This window comes from Nocardia sp. NPDC004123, from assembly GCF_053603795.1.
The window spans coordinates 91,258-110,835 of the sequence record NZ_JBSGGG010000030.1 but is presented as its reverse complement, the minus strand read 5'-3'; the positions used below and the strand labels follow the sequence as shown (position 1 = coordinate 110,835).

19 protein-coding genes and 1 pseudogene are annotated in these 19,578 nt (G+C 66.7%); 11 read left to right on the top strand and 9 right to left on the bottom strand.

Translation table 11 applies throughout. The features are described from left to right. Positions 1-4 precede the first annotated feature (4 nt). Genes ACWEQQ_RS36175 through ACWEQQ_RS36145 form a run of 7 tightly spaced genes read left to right on the top strand, consistent with a single transcriptional unit; the run spans position 5 to position 6,876 of the window. Entirely contained in the window at positions 5-1,060 is a 1,056-nt protein-coding gene (locus tag ACWEQQ_RS36175) for an MlaD family protein (RefSeq protein ID WP_452351388.1), read from the top strand. Then, the gene (locus ACWEQQ_RS36170) at positions 1,060-2,064 is read left to right on the top strand and encodes an MlaD family protein (RefSeq protein WP_452351387.1); all 1,005 of its coding nucleotides are present in this window, start codon (positions 1,060-1,062) and stop codon (positions 2,062-2,064) included. Before ACWEQQ_RS36175 ends, ACWEQQ_RS36170 begins: the two co-directional genes overlap by 1 nt. Beyond that, positions 2,052-3,077, top strand: coding sequence for an MlaD family protein (locus ACWEQQ_RS36165; protein ID WP_452351386.1), 1,026 nt, complete (start codon positions 2,052-2,054; stop codon positions 3,075-3,077). The genes ACWEQQ_RS36170 and ACWEQQ_RS36165 overlap by 13 nt, the downstream gene beginning before the upstream one ends. Continuing rightward, positions 3,071-4,177 carry an MlaD family protein gene (locus tag ACWEQQ_RS36160; protein ID WP_452351385.1) on the top strand — a complete coding sequence of 369 codons (1,107 nt, stop codon included), beginning with the start codon at positions 3,071-3,073 and terminating at the stop codon, positions 4,175-4,177. Before ACWEQQ_RS36165 ends, ACWEQQ_RS36160 begins: the two co-directional genes overlap by 7 nt. Continuing rightward, the gene (locus tag ACWEQQ_RS36155) at positions 4,174-5,274 is read left to right on the top strand and encodes an MlaD family protein (protein WP_452351384.1); all 1,101 of its coding nucleotides are present in this window, start codon (positions 4,174-4,176) and stop codon (positions 5,272-5,274) included. The genes ACWEQQ_RS36160 and ACWEQQ_RS36155 overlap by 4 nt, the downstream gene beginning before the upstream one ends. Further along, on the top strand, positions 5,271-6,224 hold the full coding sequence (locus tag ACWEQQ_RS36150; RefSeq protein ID WP_452351383.1) for an MlaD family protein: 954 nt from the start codon (positions 5,271-5,273) through the stop codon (positions 6,222-6,224). Before ACWEQQ_RS36155 ends, ACWEQQ_RS36150 begins: the two co-directional genes overlap by 4 nt. 46 nt (positions 6,225-6,270) lie before the next feature. Next, positions 6,271-6,876 carry a hypothetical protein gene (locus tag ACWEQQ_RS36145; RefSeq protein WP_452351382.1) on the top strand — a complete coding sequence of 202 codons (606 nt, stop codon included), beginning with the start codon at positions 6,271-6,273 and terminating at the stop codon, positions 6,874-6,876. 114 nt (positions 6,877-6,990) lie between these two features. Here ACWEQQ_RS36145 and ACWEQQ_RS36140 read toward each other — a convergent pair whose 3' ends face one another. The 4 genes from ACWEQQ_RS36140 to ACWEQQ_RS36125 form a co-directional block, all read right to left on the bottom strand. After that, positions 6,991-7,137, bottom strand: a complete 147-nt coding sequence (locus tag ACWEQQ_RS36140; protein WP_354845559.1) for a DUF1059 domain-containing protein — start codon at positions 7,135-7,137, stop codon at positions 6,991-6,993. Between the two features lie 97 nt (positions 7,138-7,234). After that, positions 7,235-8,479 carry a cytochrome P450 gene (locus ACWEQQ_RS36135; protein ID WP_452343253.1) on the bottom strand — a complete coding sequence of 415 codons (1,245 nt, stop codon included), beginning with the start codon at positions 8,477-8,479 and terminating at the stop codon, positions 7,235-7,237. 44 nt (positions 8,480-8,523) lie between these two features. Beyond that, positions 8,524-9,876, bottom strand: a complete 1,353-nt coding sequence (locus tag ACWEQQ_RS36130) for a cytochrome P450 (protein WP_452351381.1) — start codon at positions 9,874-9,876, stop codon at positions 8,524-8,526. 159 nt (positions 9,877-10,035) lie between these two features. Further along, positions 10,036-10,626, bottom strand: a complete 591-nt coding sequence (locus ACWEQQ_RS36125) for a TetR/AcrR family transcriptional regulator (protein ID WP_452351380.1) — start codon at positions 10,624-10,626, stop codon at positions 10,036-10,038. A gap of 95 nt (positions 10,627-10,721) precedes the next feature. Between ACWEQQ_RS36125 and ACWEQQ_RS36120 the strand changes: the two genes are divergently transcribed. From ACWEQQ_RS36120 to ACWEQQ_RS36105, 4 genes and pseudogenes are all read left to right on the top strand, one after another. Continuing rightward, a complete protein-coding gene (locus tag ACWEQQ_RS36120) occupies positions 10,722-11,717 on the top strand; it encodes an alpha/beta hydrolase (protein ID WP_452351379.1) in 996 nt (331 codons plus the stop codon). A gap of 67 nt (positions 11,718-11,784) precedes the next feature. After that, a pseudogene (locus tag ACWEQQ_RS36115) lies at positions 11,785-11,970 on the top strand (Rieske 2Fe-2S domain-containing protein); the annotation flags it as partial. Positions 11,971-12,884: 914 nt separating this feature from the next. Further along, positions 12,885-13,796: a formylglycine-generating enzyme family protein gene (locus ACWEQQ_RS36110; protein WP_452343250.1), complete on the top strand. Its 912-nt coding sequence runs from the start codon at positions 12,885-12,887 to the stop codon at positions 13,794-13,796. 155 nt (positions 13,797-13,951) lie between these two features. Continuing rightward, positions 13,952-16,459: a sulfatase-like hydrolase/transferase gene (locus ACWEQQ_RS36105; protein WP_452351378.1), complete on the top strand. Its 2,508-nt coding sequence runs from the start codon at positions 13,952-13,954 to the stop codon at positions 16,457-16,459. 330 nt (positions 16,460-16,789) lie between these two features. On the opposite strand, the gene ACWEQQ_RS36100 is transcribed toward ACWEQQ_RS36105, so the two are convergent. The 5 genes from ACWEQQ_RS36100 to ACWEQQ_RS36080 form a co-directional block, all read right to left on the bottom strand. Further along, positions 16,790-17,452 (bottom strand): SDR family NAD(P)-dependent oxidoreductase, encoded by a 663-nt coding sequence (locus ACWEQQ_RS36100; RefSeq protein ID WP_452351377.1) that lies wholly within the window; start codon positions 17,450-17,452, stop codon positions 16,790-16,792. Between the two features lie 40 nt (positions 17,453-17,492). Beyond that, positions 17,493-17,966 (bottom strand): MarR family winged helix-turn-helix transcriptional regulator, encoded by a 474-nt coding sequence (locus ACWEQQ_RS36095; RefSeq protein WP_452351376.1) that lies wholly within the window; start codon positions 17,964-17,966, stop codon positions 17,493-17,495. A gap of 67 nt (positions 17,967-18,033) precedes the next feature. Then, positions 18,034-18,195 carry a hypothetical protein gene (locus ACWEQQ_RS36090; protein ID WP_379445727.1) on the bottom strand — a complete coding sequence of 54 codons (162 nt, stop codon included), beginning with the start codon at positions 18,193-18,195 and terminating at the stop codon, positions 18,034-18,036. Between the two features lie 19 nt (positions 18,196-18,214). Further along, positions 18,215-18,610, bottom strand: a complete 396-nt coding sequence (locus tag ACWEQQ_RS36085; RefSeq protein WP_364611923.1) for a carboxymuconolactone decarboxylase family protein — start codon at positions 18,608-18,610, stop codon at positions 18,215-18,217. 193 nt (positions 18,611-18,803) lie between these two features. Then, on the bottom strand, positions 18,804-19,508 hold the full coding sequence (locus ACWEQQ_RS36080) for a hypothetical protein (protein ID WP_452351375.1): 705 nt from the start codon (positions 19,506-19,508) through the stop codon (positions 18,804-18,806). Between the last annotated feature and the right edge of the window lie 70 nt (positions 19,509-19,578).

Here is a 19,578-nt window from a genome sequence, read left to right as displayed (position 1 = left end):
CGCCATGCCACCTTATGCACTGCCCGGAACCGAAGTCGGCCCGCGCCGGGCGCGGATATTCGGCGTGTGCGCGCTCGTGCTCGCCGTGTGCACCGGCATCGGCCGGCAAGCGTGGCCGGTATCCGCACCGGCCGACGAGATCCATGTGGCGTTGGTGGTGAGCCAGGTCGGCGCGGGCGTCGGGCCCGGGACCGATGTGCGGCTCGACGGCGTGCGCGTCGGATCGGTCGGCGCCATCGACGTCGCCGGGCGTGGTCGCCAGCGAATCATGCTGAGCCTGACCGGTTCCCAGCTGTTCGGCCTCACCGACGCGGTGACCGTCGACTACGCGCCGGGCAACCTGTTCGGTATCAGCGCCCTGGACCTGCACTCGGCGACGGGCGGCACGGTGCTCACCGACGGGATGACCGTCGATCTGACCGGGACGGCCGATCGGGTCCGGGACGCGACGCTGGCGACCCTGCTGAAGTCCACCGGCAAACTCACCGGCACCGTGCTCACACCGCAGCTGACCGAGTTGCTGCGCACCATCGCACACGACCTCAGCGCGTTCACCCCGCTGTTGCAGGCCATCGGCGCCATCGCCCGGGCGTTCGCCGAAACCCAGCAGCTGCCGCCGTCGCTGCTGTTCGACCGATTCGGCTCGGCACTGGCGGGACTGCCGCCCATGCTGACCGGCGGTCTGGCCGTCCTGGAGGCGAGCTATGTGAACAAGCAGCTCGCCTCCCCGGAACAGCTGGCCCGATTCGGCGCCATGTTCTCCGGCATCCGCACCGATCTGCTGCCTACCGCCACGACCCTGCTCGGCACCTCGCAACGCTACTTCTCCGGCCTGTTGCCCATCGGCACAACGATTCTCGACCAGGTGTCCGCGTCGATCAGCACGCCGGACCGCACCGCGAGCGAGCTCACCGAACTGCTCACCCGGCTCGGCGCGGCGTTCCACGACACACCGGATGGACCGGTGCTGAACGCATCCGTGGAACTGACGGGCGTGCCCGGTTTGGCGACGCCGCTCGCGGCGGTCCTCGGCTCGCACCCGGTGACGGGAGGCCGCTGATGTCCACCCGTGCCCTGCTACTGCGCGTGGCCCTCGCAACCGCGCTGATGGGTGTGGTGCTGGCGGGCGTGTTCCGCGTCGTCGAACGACCCATCAGCGGCAAAACCGACTCCTACACAGCACTGTTCACCGATGCGAACGGTCTGCGCCCCGGTGACGACGTGCGCCTCTACGGCGTTCAGGTCGGCAAGGTCGGCGACGTCGGGCTGGACGGCACGCTGGCGCGGGTGCGGTTCAGCGTCACCCGCGCCCACCCGCTGTTCGTCAACAGCAAGATCGCCATCCGGTACCAGAACCTCACCGGATTCCGCTATCTCGACATCGAACAGCCGGATAAGCCCGGCGTACACCGGAGTCCGGCAATGGTCTTCGGCACCGCGGAGACCGTCCCCGCTTTCGACATCACGACCCTGTTCAAGGGCCTGCAACCGGTGCTGGCGCAACTGTCACCGGAGGACCTGAACCAGTTCGGCGCCGGCATGCTCGCCGTCATCCAGGGTGACGGGACCGGGCTCGGACCGGCGCTGGGCGCCATCGAGAAGCTGAGCCACTACGCCTCGGACCGGCAGGCGGTGCTCTCGACCCTGGTGGCCAACCTGTCGCAGATCTCCGATCACCTCGGCGGCAGATCGGGCAATGCGATGAAACTGCTGACGAACCTCACCGACCTGTTCGTCACCATCAGCGACAAGCTGCCCGGTCTGGTCAGCTTCTCCGACCAGATTCCCCCGGTGCTGCAACCACTTCGGAGCATGCTGACCGTGCTGGGCGTCACCGGCGCCCCCGATCACGACCTGGACGCCGTACTGAAACAGGCGTTCCCGGATCCTCGGGAGGCGGTAGCCGTCTTCGACCGCCTGCCCGGCCTGATCCAGGCAATGACGGCCGCCGTCCCGGCGACCGGCCCGGAAGCCGCCATGACCTGCTCACATGGCGCTGCCACCGCACCCGAACCCCTGCGCATGCTGATCGCCGGACAAAGGATCGTCCTATGTCACAGATGATTTCGTGGCGGCGACGCACCCCGCACCGCACGCCGATGGGAGAGTCCGCCCGCGACCTTCGTTGGGGGATCGCCGGCATCTGCGCCGCGGTCGTGCTGGTGATCGCGATCAGCGCCGTCTACATCTCCGGGACCTCCCCGGAGCGAACCTATACGGCGGAGATGGCCCAGGCCGGTGCCGTCCGGCCCGGCGACGATGTCCGAATCGCGGGCATTCCGGTCGGCAAGGTGAAATCGCTGACCCTGCTGGCGGATCGGGTCCGCATGGAGTTCACCGTCTCGGAGTGGGCGTTCCTCGGCGATCAGACCACCCTCGACATCCGCATGCTCACGGTCGTCGGCGGCTACTACGTCGCGGTCGAACCCGCCGGGGGCAAGCCACTCGGGTCGTCGGTGATACCGTCTGATCGAGTCATCGTGCCCTACAACCTCACTCAGGCTTTCCAGGACGCGATACAACCGGTCCAGCGGATCGACGGTGAGGTCCTGCGGCAGGATCTCGCCGCCGTGGGCCAGTCGATCGGCGCGAACCCGGACTCGGTCCGCGTCGCCGTCCGTGCGGCCGGGGATCTGGTGGGAATCCTGGACAAACAGAACGCCGCCATCTCCCGCACCCTGTCCCTCGCCGACGAGTATCTGACCGCGCTGCACCAGAATTCGGATGTGCTGGCGCGGCTGCTGACCACACTGGGCACCCTCGAGACGATCGTCCAGAACAACAAGGTGCAGGTGGCTCAGGCGCTGCGGGATCTGGCCGCGGTGCTGCGTGATCTGACCCCGCTGGGCCGGGCGTGGGACGTGTCGCTGAAACAGCGGGCGCAACCGCTCGCCGACGCGATCCCGAAGCTGTCGGAACTCGGCGGCCGGCTGGGCGCACTGGTGGATTCCCTGCGCGGCTTCGAACAACGTCTGCTTCCGCTGCTGCCCGCCGGCGGCGGCGTGAGCGTCGACCAGTCCGCCGCCACGCTCGCGGTTTCGGCGGTGTGCGTACCCGTTCCGGGAGGGGGATGTTGACGGTGAGGAGAATCCTGGCCTCGCGCGGGCTGATGTCGGCCACGGTGGTCGTGACCCTCGTATTGGCCGCCGCCATCGGCCTGAAACTGAGCCGACCGCATCCGCAGCTCCGCGGCTACTGCGCCGACATGCCCGACAGCATCGGCCTGTACCAGGGCAGCGCGGTCACCATCATGGGAGTGCCGGTCGGCCGGGTCACCGACATTCGGCCCGACGGCACCTCGGCACGCGTGCGATTCGAGATACGGGCCGATCGCAAACTGCCGCCGGAGGTCGGCGCGGTCACGGTCAGCGACACCCTGGTCGCCGATCGGAAGCTGGCCCTGATCGGCGCCGAACCCGCGGGGCCAGGCTGGGACGCAGACCACTGCATCACCAAAACCCTGACACCCAAGAGCCTTTCGGAGACCTTCGCGGCCCTCGCGGGCCTGGTCGACAAGCTCGACGGCACCCGGGACCCGAGTCAGCGCACCGCCCTCGCCGACGGGCTGGACGCGCTGGACAACGCCACCGCGGGCACCGGCGACCAGATCAAAGCCATCCTGCTCGCGCTGTCCCGGGCGCTGCAGGCGCCCGATGCGGCGATCGGCCATCTCGGCAAGCTGCTGGACGCGCTCACCGAACTCGCGCATCGCGCCCGCGGCGGATGGGATCGGGTGCAGGACACCGTGACCGGCTTGCCGCAGACCTTCGGTGATATCGATACGATCGCGTTCCCGCCCATCATCGATCTCGTCGCCGCGCTGGCGGAGGTCCTGCCACAGGCCAACGACGCGCTCATGATGCTGGGGTCGCCCGCGCTGCGCGCACTGGAGTCGATTCCCGACCTGCCGCACCTGATCGCGTCCGGGGTCGGCTCGCTGGCGGACGTGATCCGGATGGCGCCCGCGGTGGCGAACGGGTTCGCGAGTGCTGTCGACCCGGTGTCCGGCAAGCCGACCATCGGCTACGCACCGCCGAAACTCGCGCTCGCGCAACAGGACACGGATCAGATCTGCACCGCCGTGCGGGCACTCACCGGTCAGGAGTGCCGGAACTCCGGCGGCGTGGTGACGGTGCCCGCCCTGCCCGTGCTGCTGGCTGCGGCGGGTGCGCGATGACGGCCGGGCGCGCAAGCAAGGCGTCACGCCGCGTGGCGCGGTCGGTGGTCGCAGCGCTCACCGTGGCTTGCGCCGCCGGGTGCGGCTTCCAGCCCGCGGACCTGCCCGTCCCCGGCGCCGGAGTGGGTGGCCCGACCTATGCGCTGCACATCGAATTCGCCAACGTGCTCAATCTTCCCCAGGGCGCCAAAGTGATCGCTGATGGCGTCCGGGTGGGACAGCTGACCCGGGTGACGCTCGTCGACCCCGTGGCCGCCGCTGCGGACCGGCCCGCCCGCCGGGGATACGCCATCGCCGACATCGCCATCCGGACCTCGGTGCGACTGCCGATGGGCACCACGGCAGAACTGCGACAGGACACTCCGCTCGGCGATGTGCACATCGCGCTCACCGAACCGGCCGCGCCGGCCGGAGGCGAGCTGGCGGTGGGCGCGACGATCCCGCTCGCGAACACTACCCAATCGGCCTCCATCGAGGACATTCTCGCGGGCCTGTCCACCTTTGTGGGCAGCGGTGCGGTGTCGGACATGCAGAGCATCGTCCGCCAGGCGAACGCGATACTCCCCAAGGATCCGGCGGACACGGCGCGCATCGCCGGGATCCTGGGCTCGGATCTGTCGGATCTGGGTGATCACCTGGGTTCGATCGACGCGGTGCTCGACGGCCTGCAGGCGACGGTGGACGACGGATTACGGAAGAACGCACCCGTGCTCGACGATCTGCTCACCCCGTACGGCGTGCAGCACACCACCGATGCGGTGAACGCGGAGATCGGCGTGATCTTCGTGCTCACCTCGCTGGACCCGCTCGCACCCGCCGCGAAATGGCTGGCGCCGCTGCTGCAATCGCTCGACGGCAGTGTGCGGGCGGTGGTGCCCGTGCTCTTCGGCGCGCACCCGCTCGACACCGATTCCCCGTCCAATATGAAGCGGCTGGTGGATCTCATCCAGAACCGGATCATTCCCTTCGTCGACCGGGGCCCGAAGGTCGATCTGGTCCAGGTCGCCGTCGACCCTGCTGCGGGTTCCGCGATGTCACCCGATGAGCAGACCGGCCGGATTCTCGACACCCTCCGGATGATCGGTGTGGTCCGATGAATCTGCGTGCGACAGTGTCGCTCTCGGCGATCGCCGCGGTGCTGGTCCTCGGCGTCGGCTACATGTCGGTGGGCGTCCTCCACCTGGATCCGCGGCGGTCGTTCATCGTCGCCGAGATGCATCTGCCCGATTCGGGTGGTGTGGGGCCGAATACGCCGGTCCTGCTGTCGGGCATCCAGGTGGGGCGCGCCGAGTCGGTTCGCAAGCAGCCCGCCGGTGTGCTGGTTCGGCTGCGCATCGACGATCGGTACCGCATCCCCGTGGCCGGCGATGTGCGCATCGAACAGCTGTCGGCGCTGGGCGAGCCCTACATCGAATTCGCGCCCGGTACCGCCGCCGGGCCGTATCTCCAGAACGGTCAGACCATCGCGGCCGACCGGATCAGGACGCCGATGACGATCACGGCTCTGTCCACTCGGGTGGTGGAGCTGCTGAATCAGGTTCATCCCGAGTCGATTTCGCGCCTGGTCGGCACTTTCGATACCGCGCTGGCCGGAACGGACGCGGCCGTGCAGACCCTGCAGCGATCGACGACCCTGCTCGCCGCCGCGCTGCTCAGCCGCACCGCCGCCCTGCGGCAGCTGTTCGCCGACATGCAGGCCATCGGCGGCAATATGGAGTGGCTCGGCCCCTCGCTCGCCGATGCCGGGCCGAAGTTCGGCGAATTCGGCATCACCCTCAACCAGATCGTCGCCTCGGGCTCACTGCTGGCCGAAAGCCGGCCGGTCCCCGACTACTTCACCGGCGACGGGCTCGTCCCGTTCCTCACCGATCTGAACGCGCTGCTGGACAAGATCGGTCCCGCCATCGCGCCGCTGGCGCCGGTGCTCGAACCGATGCGTGACGCGGTCGGTCGCGCACCCGCCATCGATATCAGCGCGTTGATCGACCAGGCCCTGCAGGGCGTCGGTGAGGACGGCGCAGTGCATTTCCGGATCGCCATCAAATGAACGCAGACACCGTCGGGCATCACCGCGCGGGCGGAAGGACACAACCATGAGCGCACTCACCGATGAAGCACCCGCCTCGGTCGAAACGGAAAGCAGTTCACCAGCTTCCGGCGATCGCGCGGCTGCGCCGCGGACGGTGTCGATACGACTGTCGACGGTCCTGGTCAGCGTCGGTATCGCACTGCTCACCGCCGTAGCGGTGACGTTCGCATCGCTGTACTGGTCGGCCAGATCCACTCTCGCCGACCGTGACGGGAAGGCGGCAGACGACCGGCACGCCGAACAGATCGCGACGGACTACTCGCTGGGTGCCTCCACCATCGACTATCACGACGTGAAGGGCTGGATCGGCCGCCTGCAATCCGGCACGACGCCGCAACTCTCGGCCAAATTCGACGCCACCGCACCGCAACTCGAACAGATTCTGCTGCCGCTGCAGTGGAGCTCCAAGGCAGCGCCCCTGTCCGCGGCCGTGATCTCCGAATCCGGCGGAATCTACAAGGTCAACGCCTACCTCACGGTGACGTCCACGAGCGCGCAGACTCCCGACGGCGCCCAGACCACCGTCACGTATTCGCTGACCGTCGACCGCAATTCGGGATGGAAGATCACCGACGTGGGCGGCCTGCAGAACGCGTTGCCGTCGAAGTAGTGGGGGAGCCCGGCTCATTCGGAGCCGGGCCGACCGCTCTCGAGGATCTCGGCGAAGGCGAGCCACGCCTGGGCGCGCCCCGGGCCCTGATGAGCTACTTCCCCGAATGCGCGATCAGTACGCGAGGAAGAGGATCTCGTCGCGGGAATAGTCGTGATCGGGGTGCCGCTCGGCGAGGTGGGCCTGGGTCTTCTCGACCAGGTCGTCCTCGTTCTCGCCGCGAATGTATTCGCCGCAGGGGCAGCTCAGGCGGGTCTTCATCATCTACTCCCAATGTGATTGCGGGGGACAGCTTCTCGTCCGATCCGCGCCGATCGAGTATGCACCGGGCGATCTCTCCGGCGATACGGCGGCCCGGCTACTCGTACCGGACCCGCCAGTGCTTGATGCCGTTGATCCACCCCGACCGCAGCCGCTCGGGCGCGGCGACCTCGGACAGGTCGGGCATCGCGTCGGCGATGGCATTGAACATCAGATCGATCTCCAGCCGGGCGAGATTCGCGCCGACACAGTAGTGCGCGCCGGTGCCGCCGAAGGCCAGATGCGGATTGGGGTCGCGGAGAATGTCGAACCGGTACGGGTCGTCGAAGGCGTCCTCGTCGAAATTGGCGGAGCTGTAGAACAATCCGAGCCGCTGGCCCCGCCGGATCGGCTGCCCGCCCAGTTCGGTGTCGGCGGTGGCGGTGCGCTGGAACGCGGTCACCGGCGTCGCCCAGCGCACGATCTCGTCGGGCGCGGTGCGCGGGCGCTGCCGCCGGTAGAGCTCCCACTGCTCGGGGTGATCGATGAACGCCTTCATCCCGTGGGTGATGGCATTGCGGGTGGTCTCGTTGCCCGCCACCGCGAGAAGGATGACGAAGAAGCCGAATTCGTCCGATCCCAGGGCTTCCCCGTCGAGATCGGCGTGCACGAGCCGGCTGACGATATCGTCGAGCGGATCGGCGCGGCGCTGCTCGGCCATGGTCCAGGCGTAACCGAGGATCTCCATCGACGCGATGGTCGACGAGGTCGTGCTGGTGTTGTCCCCGTATTCCGGGTCATCGTAGTTGAGCATCTGATTGGACCAGTCGAACAGTTTGCGCCGATCCTCCTGTGGCACGCCCAGCAATTCGGCGATCGCCTGCAACGGCAGCTCGCACGCCACCTGCTCGACGAAGTCGCCGCCGCCGGTTTCCCGTGCCGCGCGCACGATCGCGGCCGCCCGCTCGGCCAGTGCGCCGCGCAATCCCTCGATCGCGCGCGGGCTGAAGCCCTTCGAGATGATGCGCCGGATCTTGGTGTGCTTGGGCGGATCCATGTTCAGCAACAGCGCGCCGGTGAGCTCGATCTGCTCGGGCGTGATCTCGCCGGGCAGGCGGATCACCGCGCCCTTGGACCGGGCGGAGAACAGCTCCGCGTTGCGCGAGATCTCCTTGATGTCCTCGTGTTTGGTGACCACCCAGTAGCCGCCGTCGCGGAATCCGCCGGACTGGGCGTCGGTCTGCGGGTTCCACCACACCGGGGCGGTGCGGCGCAGCCTGGCGAATTCTGCGACGGGGTTTCGGGTCTCCCACAGCGCCGGATCGGTGAAATCGAATCCGGGGGGAATGGACGGCGCGGACACGGCTGCCTCCTGAGGGGCCGGCATCATTGTGGACCGGGACGGACTCAGCGACGGCGGCGCCGGTAGCGGACGCGGCACGGCTGCTGCAACTGCACCACCATCTTGGAGTGGTCGTTGCGATAGGTCTCCGATGGCTGGGCCAGCTCGAATTCCCAGTCCCGCAACAGGATCGAGAAGATCGCCTTGAGCTGCATGAGCGCGAACGGTGCGCCCACACAGCGGTGGCGGCCCGCACCGAAGGGGATCCAGGTCCAGCGATTGACCAGATCCTCCTGCCGCGGATCCAGATAGCGGCCCGGGTCGAAGGTGTCGGGGTCCGGGAAGTCCTCCGGTATCCGGTTGGAGATGGCGGGCGTTGCGGCCACCATGTCGCCCGCCTCGATCCGATGCCCGCACACCTCGAACCGGGCCCGGGCGATACGCATGAGGATGATCAGCGGCGGGTGTAGGCGCAGCGCCTCCTTGAGCGCGGCCTCCAGATTCGGAATCTGGCGCAGCGCATGGTGACTGACCTCCGCGCCGTCGGCGTACAGCTCGTCGAGCTCGGTCACCACCGTGGCCAGCGTGTCCGGATGGCGCAGCAGCTCGATGATGGTCCAGGCCGCCGTGCCGGAGGTGGTGTGGTGCCCGGCGAACATCATGGAGATGAAGATGCCGGTGATCTCGCTGGCCGAGAAACGCGGCACGCCGTGCTCGTCCTTCACCGAGATCAGGACGTCGAGCATGTCGCGATCGTCCTTTTCGGTCGGCGGATTCGCCTCGCGCTGATCCATGATCGCCTGTACGAGCTCGACCAGTGCGGCGCGGGCCTCGTCGCGGCGGCGGAAGCTCTCGATCGGCGCGTAGGGGTCGACGTAGGCCAGTGCGTCGGTGCCCTGCTCGAGTTCGTGGTAGAGATGCGCGAACCGGGAGTCCAGCTGCTCCCGGAACTTGGGGCCGATCAGGCAGGCCGAGGACGTGTAAATGGTCAGCTCGGCGAAGAATTCGAGCAGATCGATCTCGCCCTCGTCGGTCCAGCGGGCCAGCATGCGATCCACCTCGCGGGCAATGGTGGCCGCGTGCCCGCGCATGTGGTCGGCACGCAGCGCCTGATTGTGCAGCATCTCCTTGCGGCGTTCGGGCGGCGCGTCGAAGACCACGCCCTCGCCGAAGATCGGCTTCATGAACGGGTAGGCCGCGCCCTGATCGAGGTCCTCGTCGCTGGCGCGGAAGAAGAACTCGTTGGCCTCGGCGCCCGACAGCAGGATCACATCGCGCCCCGCGAGCTCGAAGGCCCCGACATCGCCGCATTCGGCGCGCACCCGCCGCATCAGCGCGATGGGATCGGTGCGGAACTCCTCCAGGTGTCCGTGCTCATCCGCGCCCCCGGACACTCGCTGCGGCTTGACCAGCGTCATTGGAAATCCCTCCACGAATAATCTTGTCCAGACACGTGATGGACATGTGTCTGGACGGTACTATGGTCGGCGGCGCGCGACAAGGTCCGCGGCCGGTTTCGGACGGTGAATCGATTCGGCGGCCGCGTGCTGTGCAGGCCTGTGTTCGGTGCCCGTCGATCACTCGGCCGAGGGATCTGCCAGCAGTCGGCGCGCGGACCGTTCCAGCAGGTCGGCGACCTGCTCGTAGGAGAGCAGGCCCATCCCGGCCTGCAGCAGCGCGCCCGCGTAGAGCAGCTCCAGCATCGAAACCCGTTCTGGGTCATCGGATCCCAATGCCTCGGCGAGCCGGCCGCGAATCTCCCGGCCGATGCGCACCCGCAGATGCCGGACATCGGGATCGTCGCCCAGCAGTGCGTTGCTGACCGCACCGGCGAGGGCCGGGTCATTGGCCACGAGCAGGGATACCTGACGCAGCACGGCGACCACCCGGGTGGCCGGATCCCCGGTGCCGGTGTCCAGTTTCGGGGCCGCGACCAGTCGCCGCCAGAACACCTCCGAGATCAGGTGCTCCTTGGACGAGAAGTAGGTGTAGGCGGTGGCGGTGCCGACTCCCGCGGCCGCGGCGACCAGCCGAATCGTCGTGCCGGAGAAGCCTTCCCGGGACAATACCTCGACTGCCGCCGTGGTGAGGCGGTCGACGGTGTCGGCCTGCTTCTCGGTGAGTCGCCGCCGGGTTGCCTCGAAACCGGTGGATGCGAGTTCGGACATGTGTCTGGATGATACTGACGCCATGAAGTCTGGACTAGTGTCTGTATCAGCTTCCAGGTCTGTGATAACGTCGCTGGACCTGCGAAAGGGCCGGCATGCAGATCACCGACGCGATGATGGACGGTCAGCTGCGTGCGACCGGTGTGTGGTTGCGGCGCTTGGGGTCTCGGCACAGTGAGAGGCGGCTTCGCGTCGGCGGGGCTCTGGTCGGCGGGCTGCTGTGGCTCGCGCGGGCCCGCCGCCCGAAGACCCTGCGGGTCGAGGAGTTCGGAATCGATCGCGGCGACGGAACGCGGCTGCGCGTGGTCGTCTATTCGCCGCCGGCGCCCACCACCGCCGCTGCCGGACTGCTCTGGCTGCACGGGGGCGGATACTTCCTCGGGCGACCGGAACAGGACATGCGGATCTACCGGCGTTTGGCCGAGCGGACCGGATGCGTGGTCGTCGCGCCCGACTATCGGCTCAGCGTCGCCCACCCGTATCCCGCGGCCCTCGACGACTGCTACACCGCCTTGATCTGGATGCGCGACAATGCGATTCGGCTCGGCATCCGCGAGGACCAGCTGGCGGTCGCGGGGGAGAGCGCGGGCGGGGGACTGACCGCCGCGCTCACCCTGCTGGCGCGGGATCGGGGCGAGGTGAACATCGCCTTCCAGATGCCGATCTATCCGATGCTCGATGACCGGCAGTCCACCGAATCGGCTCGTGACAACGACGCGCCCCTGCTCGATTCGGTCACGCTGGCGTCGGCGTGGAAGCTGTATCTGCGGGATCTGCATGGGACGCAGCGGGTTCCGGTGTACGCGGCGCCCGCGCGGGCCGGTGATCTGCGAGGTCTGCCGCCGACCTTCACCTATGTCGGGGGCCTCGAGCCGTTCCGGGACGAGACGATCGCCTACGTGAATGACCTGCGATCCTGCGGCGTGCCGGTGGAATTCGAGGTCCATCCCGGCTGCTGGCACGGCTTCGACCGGCTCGTTCCCCGCGCCGAGGTGAGCCGGCGGGCGTTTCGATCGCGGGAACGGTGGCTGCGACATGCGCTGGACACCTACGTCGCACCACAACCCGGAGCGGACCGGGACCGGGCCTGAGGGCATCCCGCTCCCTTCCGGATAAACGAATACACGACTCTCTGTGCGCAGTGGGAGGGCAGCAGGCATGGTCAAGCCGCCGCTATCGATGAAACCGACGGGACGGTTCCAAGTGGCCTGGTCGCCCGAGATCGCCGTCGGGGACGTGCACTGGATGACCTACTTCGGCCGCGACCTGATCGCCTGGCGTTCCGCGGCGGGCGCGGTGACCGTGATGGACGCCTACTGCGCGCATCTCGGGCGGCACAACGGCGCGATGGACGGAAGACCGTTCTTCCTGGATCCGTGGGGCCGCGCTGATCCGGTGATCAACGCGTTCTGGTGGGCGCCGGAGCCAGGGGCGATGGGGCTTAAGCCGGAATCAGTTCGCCGATAGACGTTTTCGAGCAGATTGTCTCCAAATTCGAACTAGCGCACCGCGACGTGGCGTACAGCCAGATCGACACCGCCGCTGGACCGTCGAGATCAGGCCCCTTTTCAACAAGGCCCGACGGTCATGCTCGTCGAACCGTCCGCCATGGGCGCTCGGCGTTCACCGTCAAATCCGGCGGTCACTCCGTCTGCACGGCCGCCGAATCTACCCATGTTTGTCGTGGCGCAACAAGGAGTGGCACCAAGCTTGGCTCTCGACGACGAGCGCTCTGCATCGTGGCACACCTAGCTTCGTGGCTGTGCCAACACGCGCTTCCTCGTTCAGAACCGACCTGTCGGGCCGTGTTGCGACCATCACCGGCAGCGGCAGCGGACTCGCCCTCCGGTGCGCCGCCCGCGAGGTGAACCTAGCCCGGTGGGACATCAGCCGAAGCGGCCCCGGCTGGCTCGGTCGAATCGGTGCACGCTGCTGGCCGCAAGATCGCCTTGGCCCCACAGTGATGAGCATCAGGCTGGATTGGCGGTCCGAACTGCTTTCGGCCGTTGCCGGACATCGACGGCCCACCCTCATCGGATGGGGCGATCAGGGCCGCGGGCTCTCCCGGTTGTTCGGACGATGCCGCAGCCTCTCGAACGATGACGGACTCGACGAAGACTGCCTTCGCGGGTCGCCAACCGAGCCAGATGACCGCAGTAGATTGCCTCAACCCTGTTCGAGGATGCACGAGGTTCTGATCGATTCAACGGGAGGCTCGGGCGATGTCAGGTGATGCGGCAGCGGGTGCGCCTAAAGGTATGACGTGGATCCCGGGCGGCAGGTTCGCAATGGGTTCGCTGGATTTCTTTCCCGAGGAACAGCCGGTGCGTGAGGTTGTGGTGAAGCCGTTCTGGATCGACATCCACCCGGTCACGAACGCGGCATTTCACCGGTTCGTACGTGAGACGGGATATCTGACGGTGGCCGAGCGGGAACTTGATCCGACGGACTTCCCTGGTGCCGATCCTGCGGATCTCGTACCGGGCGCATTGGTGTTCCGTTCCCCGGGCGGACCAGTCCCACTGGATGATTGGCGGCAGTGGTGGTCGTGGGTGCCGGGCGCAAGCTGGCGGCATCCGGGCGGGCCGGGCACGACTCTGGATGGGCGCACCCACCACCCCGTGACCCATGTCGCCTACGCCGATGCTGTCGCCTATGCCGAGTGGGCGGGCAAGGCGCTGCCGAGCGAGGCCCAGTGGGAATTCGCAGCCCGCGGCGGATTGGACGCTACGACTTTCCCGTGGGGCGAGGAGTTCGCCCCGCGAGGGCGGCGGATGGCCAACACGTGGATGGGCCGCTTTCCGTGGGAGTTCTTGCCGGGCAAAGGCCAGGCTGCGCAGCCGGGCACGACCAAGGTCGGGACCTACCCGCCGAACGGGTACGGACTGTTCGATGTGTCGGGCAACGTCTGGGAGTGGACTACCGACTACTTCCGCCCCGAACACCGTGCTCCGACGGGCTCGTGCTGCGCCCCGGGAGGCGGCGCCACCGGTGCTGACGCGCCACCCGAACCGGAGGCCGGTGAGCGGTTCCGACGGCGGGTTGTCAAGGGCGGTTCGTATCTGTGTGCACCGAACTACTGCTTGCGGTACCGGCCCGCAGCGCGCCAAGGCCAGACCGAGGACACGGCGACATGTCACCTCGGGTTCCGTTGCGCCTTGCCCATATGACCGCGGTGATCCGGTACCACGGCCGCAGCGACGGGTAACCGTCATAGCGATATCGGCCGGCCGCTCTTCAGTTTCTGTCTCCGGTTCAAACCCTTTGATCCGCTTGACGCAATGGTTTTCCGCAGGATTGATACCGAAAGGTTCTTCTCTCAGTTATGGAACGGTCCAACGAGCAGTCCTCGCCCGAATCCAATTCCGCCCCTCCACCTTCCCGCAAAAGACTCTCCAGGCGTTCGATTCTGGGCGGTTTCGCCGCGGCAGGGGCAACTGCCGCAGCCATCCCGCTGATCGTCGCGTCCGAAAACTCCAAGAATGACACTCCACCCGATTACGGAACCGGGATCGATGATGGATTTCACGGCAAGGTCGAACTCGACGCGCGCGACTCCAAGCCGGACTGGACCCCGTACGAGATCAAGAAGGCGCCCGTCGGCGCCCCGAATGTCCTGGTGGTGCTGTTCGACGACGTAGGGTTGGCGACCTGGTCACCGTATGGCGGCCGGATCAATATGCCGGTATTGCAACGCCTCGCCAACGATGGACTGACCTACACCCAGTGGCATACCACGGCCCTGTGCTCGCCTACCCGATCCTGCTTCTTGACCGGCCGCAACCATCATGTCAACAGATTCGCATCGATCGTCGAGGGCACCAACGGTTTTCCTGGCGCGGCCGGCCGCTTGCCCGCACAATGTGCGACAGTCGCAGAGGTGCTCCAGGAAAACGGCTACAGTACGTTCTGGCTCGGCAAGAACCACAACGTACCCGAAAGCGAGATATCCAGCGGAGGCACCAAGTCGGAATGGCCGTTGCAGAAAGGTTTCGACCGCTTCTACGGATTCCTCGGCGGTGAAACCAACAACTGGTACCCGAACCTGGTGGAGGACAACCGGTTCATCGAGACGCCCTATAGCCCAGAACAGGGCTATCACTTGTCGAAGGACCTGGCAGACAACGCTCTGAAGATGCTGCGCGACCAGCGGTCGAGCAATCCGTCCAAACCCTGGTACATGTGGTTCTGCCCCGGTGCCAGTCACGCCCCGCACCACAGCCCGGCCGAATACGCCGACAAATATAAAGGCCAGTTCGACGACGGTTACGAGGCGTACCGAGAATGGGTACTCGCGCGCATGATCGACAAGGGCATCATGCCGAAGGGCACCCCCCTCACGCCGATCAACCCGCTACCCAAAGATGTTGCAAACCCAGCGGACTCGGTACGCCCCTGGGATTCGCTGAATCCCGACGAGAAACGATTGTTCTCGCGGATGGCCGAGGTTTTCGCTGGATTCTCCGAGTACACCGACGTCCAGATCGGGCGAATCGTCGACTATCTGGAACAGACCGGCCAGCTCGACAACACTGTCATCTTCTACTGCGCCGACAATGGAGCTTCCGGTGAAGGTTCGCCGAACGGGTCGGTCAACGAGAACAAATTCTTCAACGGCTATCCCGACGATCCCGCCGAAAACATGCGATATCTGGACCGGCTCGGCAGCCCCGACACCTACAATCATTATCCGACCGGCTGGGCTGCGGCATTCTCCACCCCGTTCCAGATGTTCAAACGTTACTCGCAGTACTCCGGCGGCACCTGCGACCCGATGGTGATCCACTGGCCCAAAGGAATCAAGGCCAAAGGGCAGATCCGGCATCAATACCACCATTGCACCGACATCGTGCCGACCATTCTCGAGGTCGCTGGCATTCAGATGCCCGATGAGTTCCGCGGGGTGAAGCAATACCCCATCAATGGTGTGTCGATGCGCTACAGCTTCGACAACGCCGACGCACCCACGACAAAGAAACGCCAGTACTACGCAATGCTGGGCACCCGCGGCATCTGGGAGAACGGATGGAAAGCCGCCTCGCTGCACGCCGCACTCAGCAACAAGGGCCACTTCGACCAGGATAAATGGGAGCTCTACCATGTCGACGAGGACCGCTCCGAATCCAAGGATCTCGCCGGCCAGTACCCCGGCAAGCTCAAAGAACTGATCAACGCCTGGAACGAGGAAGCCAAGGACAACTACGTCCTCCCCCTCGACGATCGTTCCGCCGTCGAACAACTCGGCCTCGAACGACCAAAGGCCGAACCACCCCGCGACCGCTACGTCTATTACCCGGGCACCTCGCCGGTCCCGGACGGCGCCGCCGTCAATGTCTGCGGGAGGTCCTACAAGATCGTCGCCAACGTCGATCTCACCTCCGATGCCCGAGGCGTCATCTTCGCCCACGGCTCCCGCTTCGGTGGGCATTCCCTGTTCATCAAGGACGGCAGGCTGCACTACGTCTACAACTTCCTCGGCATCCAACCCGAACAGGACTTCGTCGCCGCGGCACTGATCACCCCGGGAAAACACACTCTCGGCATGGAATTCAGTCGCGAGAAGACCGGGAAACATGGCGAATCCGAAGGCACCACGACCTTGTACATCGACGGCCAACCCGTCGGCAAGGGTCCGATGCGCGCCCAACCCGCCAGATTCGGCCTCGCCGGGGGACTCAGCGTCGGCTACAACAGTGGCGACACAGTATCTCCGCAATACCAGAGCCCAGCCGCCTTTGTCGGAGGAACCATCCGGGACGTCACCGTCGACATCGGCAAGGAATCCTTCAACGACCTTCAAAAGGAAGCCGAGGCTGTACTGGAAGGAAACTAGTACCGAGAGTCTTGCGACAACGGCGCAGGTTCATTCCAAGGGCGACCGCGACTTCGTCACCGATCTCGACCTCCGGATCGTGGATGAACGCCTTCCTGTCGTGGGCGGCGGGCCCTGACCGCTCCCTGGCCGAGGTCGACCCTGCCGTGGTCGACAAACTACAGGGGATGGCCACCCGAACGCTCACCAGACATAGTGCCCCGCAACAGGATTACAGCGTGCCCGTCGCCGATACGAAGGCGGCGGCACCGCAAACGTCACCGTCATCGAGCGGTTGAGCTGGCGGGCGGACGCGACCCTGTGGCGGAAGCCGACGGTCCGGGGACGTAGTCAGGCGATGACAAGTTCGGACCGTTCGCGTTCGGTGTAGAGGGTCCAGTAGGTCTGGGCGATCTCGTCGGGGGCGAGGTGGGGGATGCCGTCGGGCGCGGTCGCCGCGATCATGAGATTGATGGCGATGGTGGCGGCGTAGATGCCGGTGCCCGCGAGTGTGTTGTGGAGGTTGAGTGCCCAGTTGCGGAGTCCTGCCTGGGCGATGTTCAGGGTGGCCAGTTGGGGGTACGGGGAGATCGCGCCGCCGCCGGTGGTGAACAGCAGTGTGCCGGCGCCTGCGGCCTGCATGGCGGGCAGTACCGCCTGCGTGGCGGCGACCGCGCCGTAGAGGTAGTGGTCGATCTGGAGTCGCAGGTTGTCGATGGTGACATCCTTGGGTTCGACCAGGACCAGGCCGGCGTGCGGGGAGAACTCCAGGACGTCGATCGCGCCGAAATGTGCTGCGGCGTCGGTCAATGCGGCGGTGAGACCGGTGTGATCGCCGGTGTCGGCGGCGAATCCGGCGGCGGTGATACCGGATTCGGCCAGCTCGCGGACCAAGCCGTCGAGCGAGTCCCGGTTGCGGGCGATCAGTGCGACGCCGAATCCTTTGCTGCCGAAGACTTTCGCGATGGACAGTCCGAGGCCGGGTCCGGCTCCGACGATGGCGATGGTGGGCATGCGGATACTCCTCGATGATCTGATAGGAACGGCCGCCGAATCAGGGACGCTCGGGGTCGATGGCGGCCAGGACGCGTTCGGAGATCACGCCGAGCTGCCGCTGCTGAGGCTTGGTCAGAGCATCGAAGACGAGGCGGCGCACCTCCTCGACATGAGCGGGCGCGCTGGCGGCCACCTTGGCCCACCCGTCCCGGGTGAGGATCGCGCGCGTGGCGCGCCCGTCGCCCGGATCCGGTTCACGCCGCACCCAGCCGCGCTTCTCCAGCTTGGCGACCACATTGGACAGCCGCGACAGCGAACCGCCCGTGAAAAGCGAGAGCCTGCTCATCCGCAGCGCGCCCCCGGGATCCGAGGACAGTGCCGACAGCACCAGGTAGTCGAAATGGCTGATATCGGCGTCTCGCTGGATCTGGGTGTCCAGTGCGGCGGGCAGCCGGATCAGCAGATACGCGAAGGCATGCCAGATCTGCTGCTCGTCGGCATCCAGCCAATGCGGTTCGCTCTGCTCTCCCATGAGCCCACCATAGCTTCAAACTTGAAGCATTTGGAAGTGGCTTTCACTACAAAGTTGAAGTTACTGGTCAGCGGGTGAGGATTCGCCGGATCCAGCTGTCGCGGGCGGTGTCCTGATGGCCCGGGCACCACTGGTCGGCCGGGACGGCGGCGCGGACCTGGGCGACGTGGGCGCCGCAGCCGGACCAGGTGGTCTTGCCGCAGGTCCGGCATCGGGCGGGATGGCACATGGGTGGTTTCTCCGGGGGGTCAGGCGGGGGATTCGCCGGATTCGATGGCGTCGGCGAATTCGCAGAACGCCTCGTAGGCGCGGGCCCCGTGGATGGTGGCGGGGCCGCCGTGCATGAGGAAGGTGACGCCGATGGCCTCGGCGGCCTCCTGCCTGGTCGCACCGGCGCGCGCTGCGGCCTGGCCGTGCGAGGCGATGCAGCCATCGCAGCCCTCGACCACCCCGATGGCCAGCGCGATCAGCTCCTTGGTCTTGCGATCCAGCGCGCCCGGCGCGAACGCCGCCTTGCTGAGCTCGCCGAAACCCTTGTACACCTCGGGAATCGCGCGTCGCAGCTCCCGATGGAGAGGGGACAGCTCGTTGAGGACGGCCTTGCCGTGCGGCGAGGCGTGGGCGACGTCGGTCGGTGCGGACATGGCTACTCCTTCGGTTGCTTCGGCGAAGCGCGGCATCGTCCGATCAGCCGCGTCGCGGATACCCCATGGGGTATGAACCCAAGCTAGCATACCCCCAGGGGTATCTGCCGCGATATGCCTCACACCGGCCGTCCCGAGCGAGGTGACCCGACTCGCCCGGCTCGGGGTCGGTTCCGAATCCGGGCGCCGACAGTCAGTTCAACCCGAGGATCACGGCGTTGCCGTCGTGATCGCCGGTGGAGGCGGTGGCGGTGTTGTACGTGTTACCCAGCGGCACCGTCCCGAGATCGGTTCCGCCCTTGGCGAGCACCGCGGTGCGGACATTGTCGCGGGCCTGGGTGAAGGACACGTAGGCATGGGTGACCACTTCGAACTTCTCGCGACTGAAGGCCGCAGACCACACGAATCCGCCGCCGGGCAGCGGGGCCGGGCCGAAAACCCTGCCGTGGTCGTTGGTTTCGATCGCGATCGCGTCGGAGAAGGCCGAGTCACTGCCGTCCGGCGGCTGCTGCGCATAAAGCTGACCATTGATGCGGCCCTGATATCCCGTACTGTGCAGCCACCGCACCGGGAACCCCGCCGCCGAAAGCTGGCTCGTCAGCTTCGAAGTCGCGGCATCGGCCGTGGTGGAGGTCCGATCGACCAGCAGCACATCGATGGGCTCGAACAACGACTTGCCCTGATACTGCTGCCCCAGCCAGTCCGCCACATCGCCGTTCGACTGCAACATCCACACCCCGATCGACCCGTACGCCGTCGAGACGCTCGTCCCCGCCGCCGGCGGCGTCCCCGTCGAACTCTGGGACGTCCCGGTCGGCAGATCGGACGATCCGCTCGGCAGCGCGGCGGCCCCCGGCGCCATCACGACAACCGCCACCGCAGCCACCGCCAACGACATCGACCGAACCCGAATGACAGAGCGAGACAACATATTCACCTTTCACCGACGATCCACAGGTCTTAGCAGA

Bases quoted from the DNA above. Each gene is read 5' to 3' on its own strand.
- ACWEQQ_RS36175 (WP_452351388.1), top strand. From the start codon at position 5: ATGCCACCTTATGCACTGCCCGGAACCGAAGTCGGCCCGCGCCGGGCG.
- ACWEQQ_RS36170 (WP_452351387.1), top strand. From the start codon at position 1,060: ATGTCCACCCGTGCCCTGCTACTGCGCGTGGCCCTCGCAACCGCGCTG.
- ACWEQQ_RS36165 (WP_452351386.1), top strand. From the start codon at position 2,052: ATGTCACAGATGATTTCGTGGCGGCGACGCACCCCGCACCGCACGCCG.
- ACWEQQ_RS36160 (WP_452351385.1), top strand. From the start codon at position 3,071: ATGTTGACGGTGAGGAGAATCCTGGCCTCGCGCGGGCTGATGTCGGCC.
- ACWEQQ_RS36155 (WP_452351384.1), top strand. From the start codon at position 4,174: ATGACGGCCGGGCGCGCAAGCAAGGCGTCACGCCGCGTGGCGCGGTCG.
- ACWEQQ_RS36150 (WP_452351383.1), top strand. From the start codon at position 5,271: ATGAATCTGCGTGCGACAGTGTCGCTCTCGGCGATCGCCGCGGTGCTG.
- ACWEQQ_RS36145 (WP_452351382.1), top strand. From the start codon at position 6,271: ATGAGCGCACTCACCGATGAAGCACCCGCCTCGGTCGAAACGGAAAGC.
- ACWEQQ_RS36140 (WP_354845559.1), bottom strand. From the start codon at position 7,137: ATGAAGACCCGCCTGAGCTGCCCCTGCGGCGAATACATTCGCGGCGAG.
- ACWEQQ_RS36130 (WP_452351381.1), bottom strand. From the start codon at position 9,876: ATGACGCTGGTCAAGCCGCAGCGAGTGTCCGGGGGCGCGGATGAGCAC.
- ACWEQQ_RS36125 (WP_452351380.1), bottom strand. From the start codon at position 10,626: ATGTCCGAACTCGCATCCACCGGTTTCGAGGCAACCCGGCGGCGACTC.
- ACWEQQ_RS36120 (WP_452351379.1), top strand. From the start codon at position 10,722: ATGCAGATCACCGACGCGATGATGGACGGTCAGCTGCGTGCGACCGGT.
- ACWEQQ_RS36110 (WP_452343250.1), top strand. From the start codon at position 12,885: ATGACGTGGATCCCGGGCGGCAGGTTCGCAATGGGTTCGCTGGATTTC.
- ACWEQQ_RS36105 (WP_452351378.1), top strand. From the start codon at position 13,952: ATGGAACGGTCCAACGAGCAGTCCTCGCCCGAATCCAATTCCGCCCCT.
- ACWEQQ_RS36100 (WP_452351377.1), bottom strand. From the start codon at position 17,452: ATGCCCACCATCGCCATCGTCGGAGCCGGACCCGGCCTCGGACTGTCC.
- ACWEQQ_RS36095 (WP_452351376.1), bottom strand. From the start codon at position 17,966: ATGGGAGAGCAGAGCGAACCGCATTGGCTGGATGCCGACGAGCAGCAG.
- ACWEQQ_RS36090 (WP_379445727.1), bottom strand. From the start codon at position 18,195: ATGTGCCATCCCGCCCGATGCCGGACCTGCGGCAAGACCACCTGGTCC.
- ACWEQQ_RS36085 (WP_364611923.1), bottom strand. From the start codon at position 18,610: ATGTCCGCACCGACCGACGTCGCCCACGCCTCGCCGCACGGCAAGGCC.
- ACWEQQ_RS36080 (WP_452351375.1), bottom strand. From the start codon at position 19,508: ATGTCGTTGGCGGTGGCTGCGGTGGCGGTTGTCGTGATGGCGCCGGGG.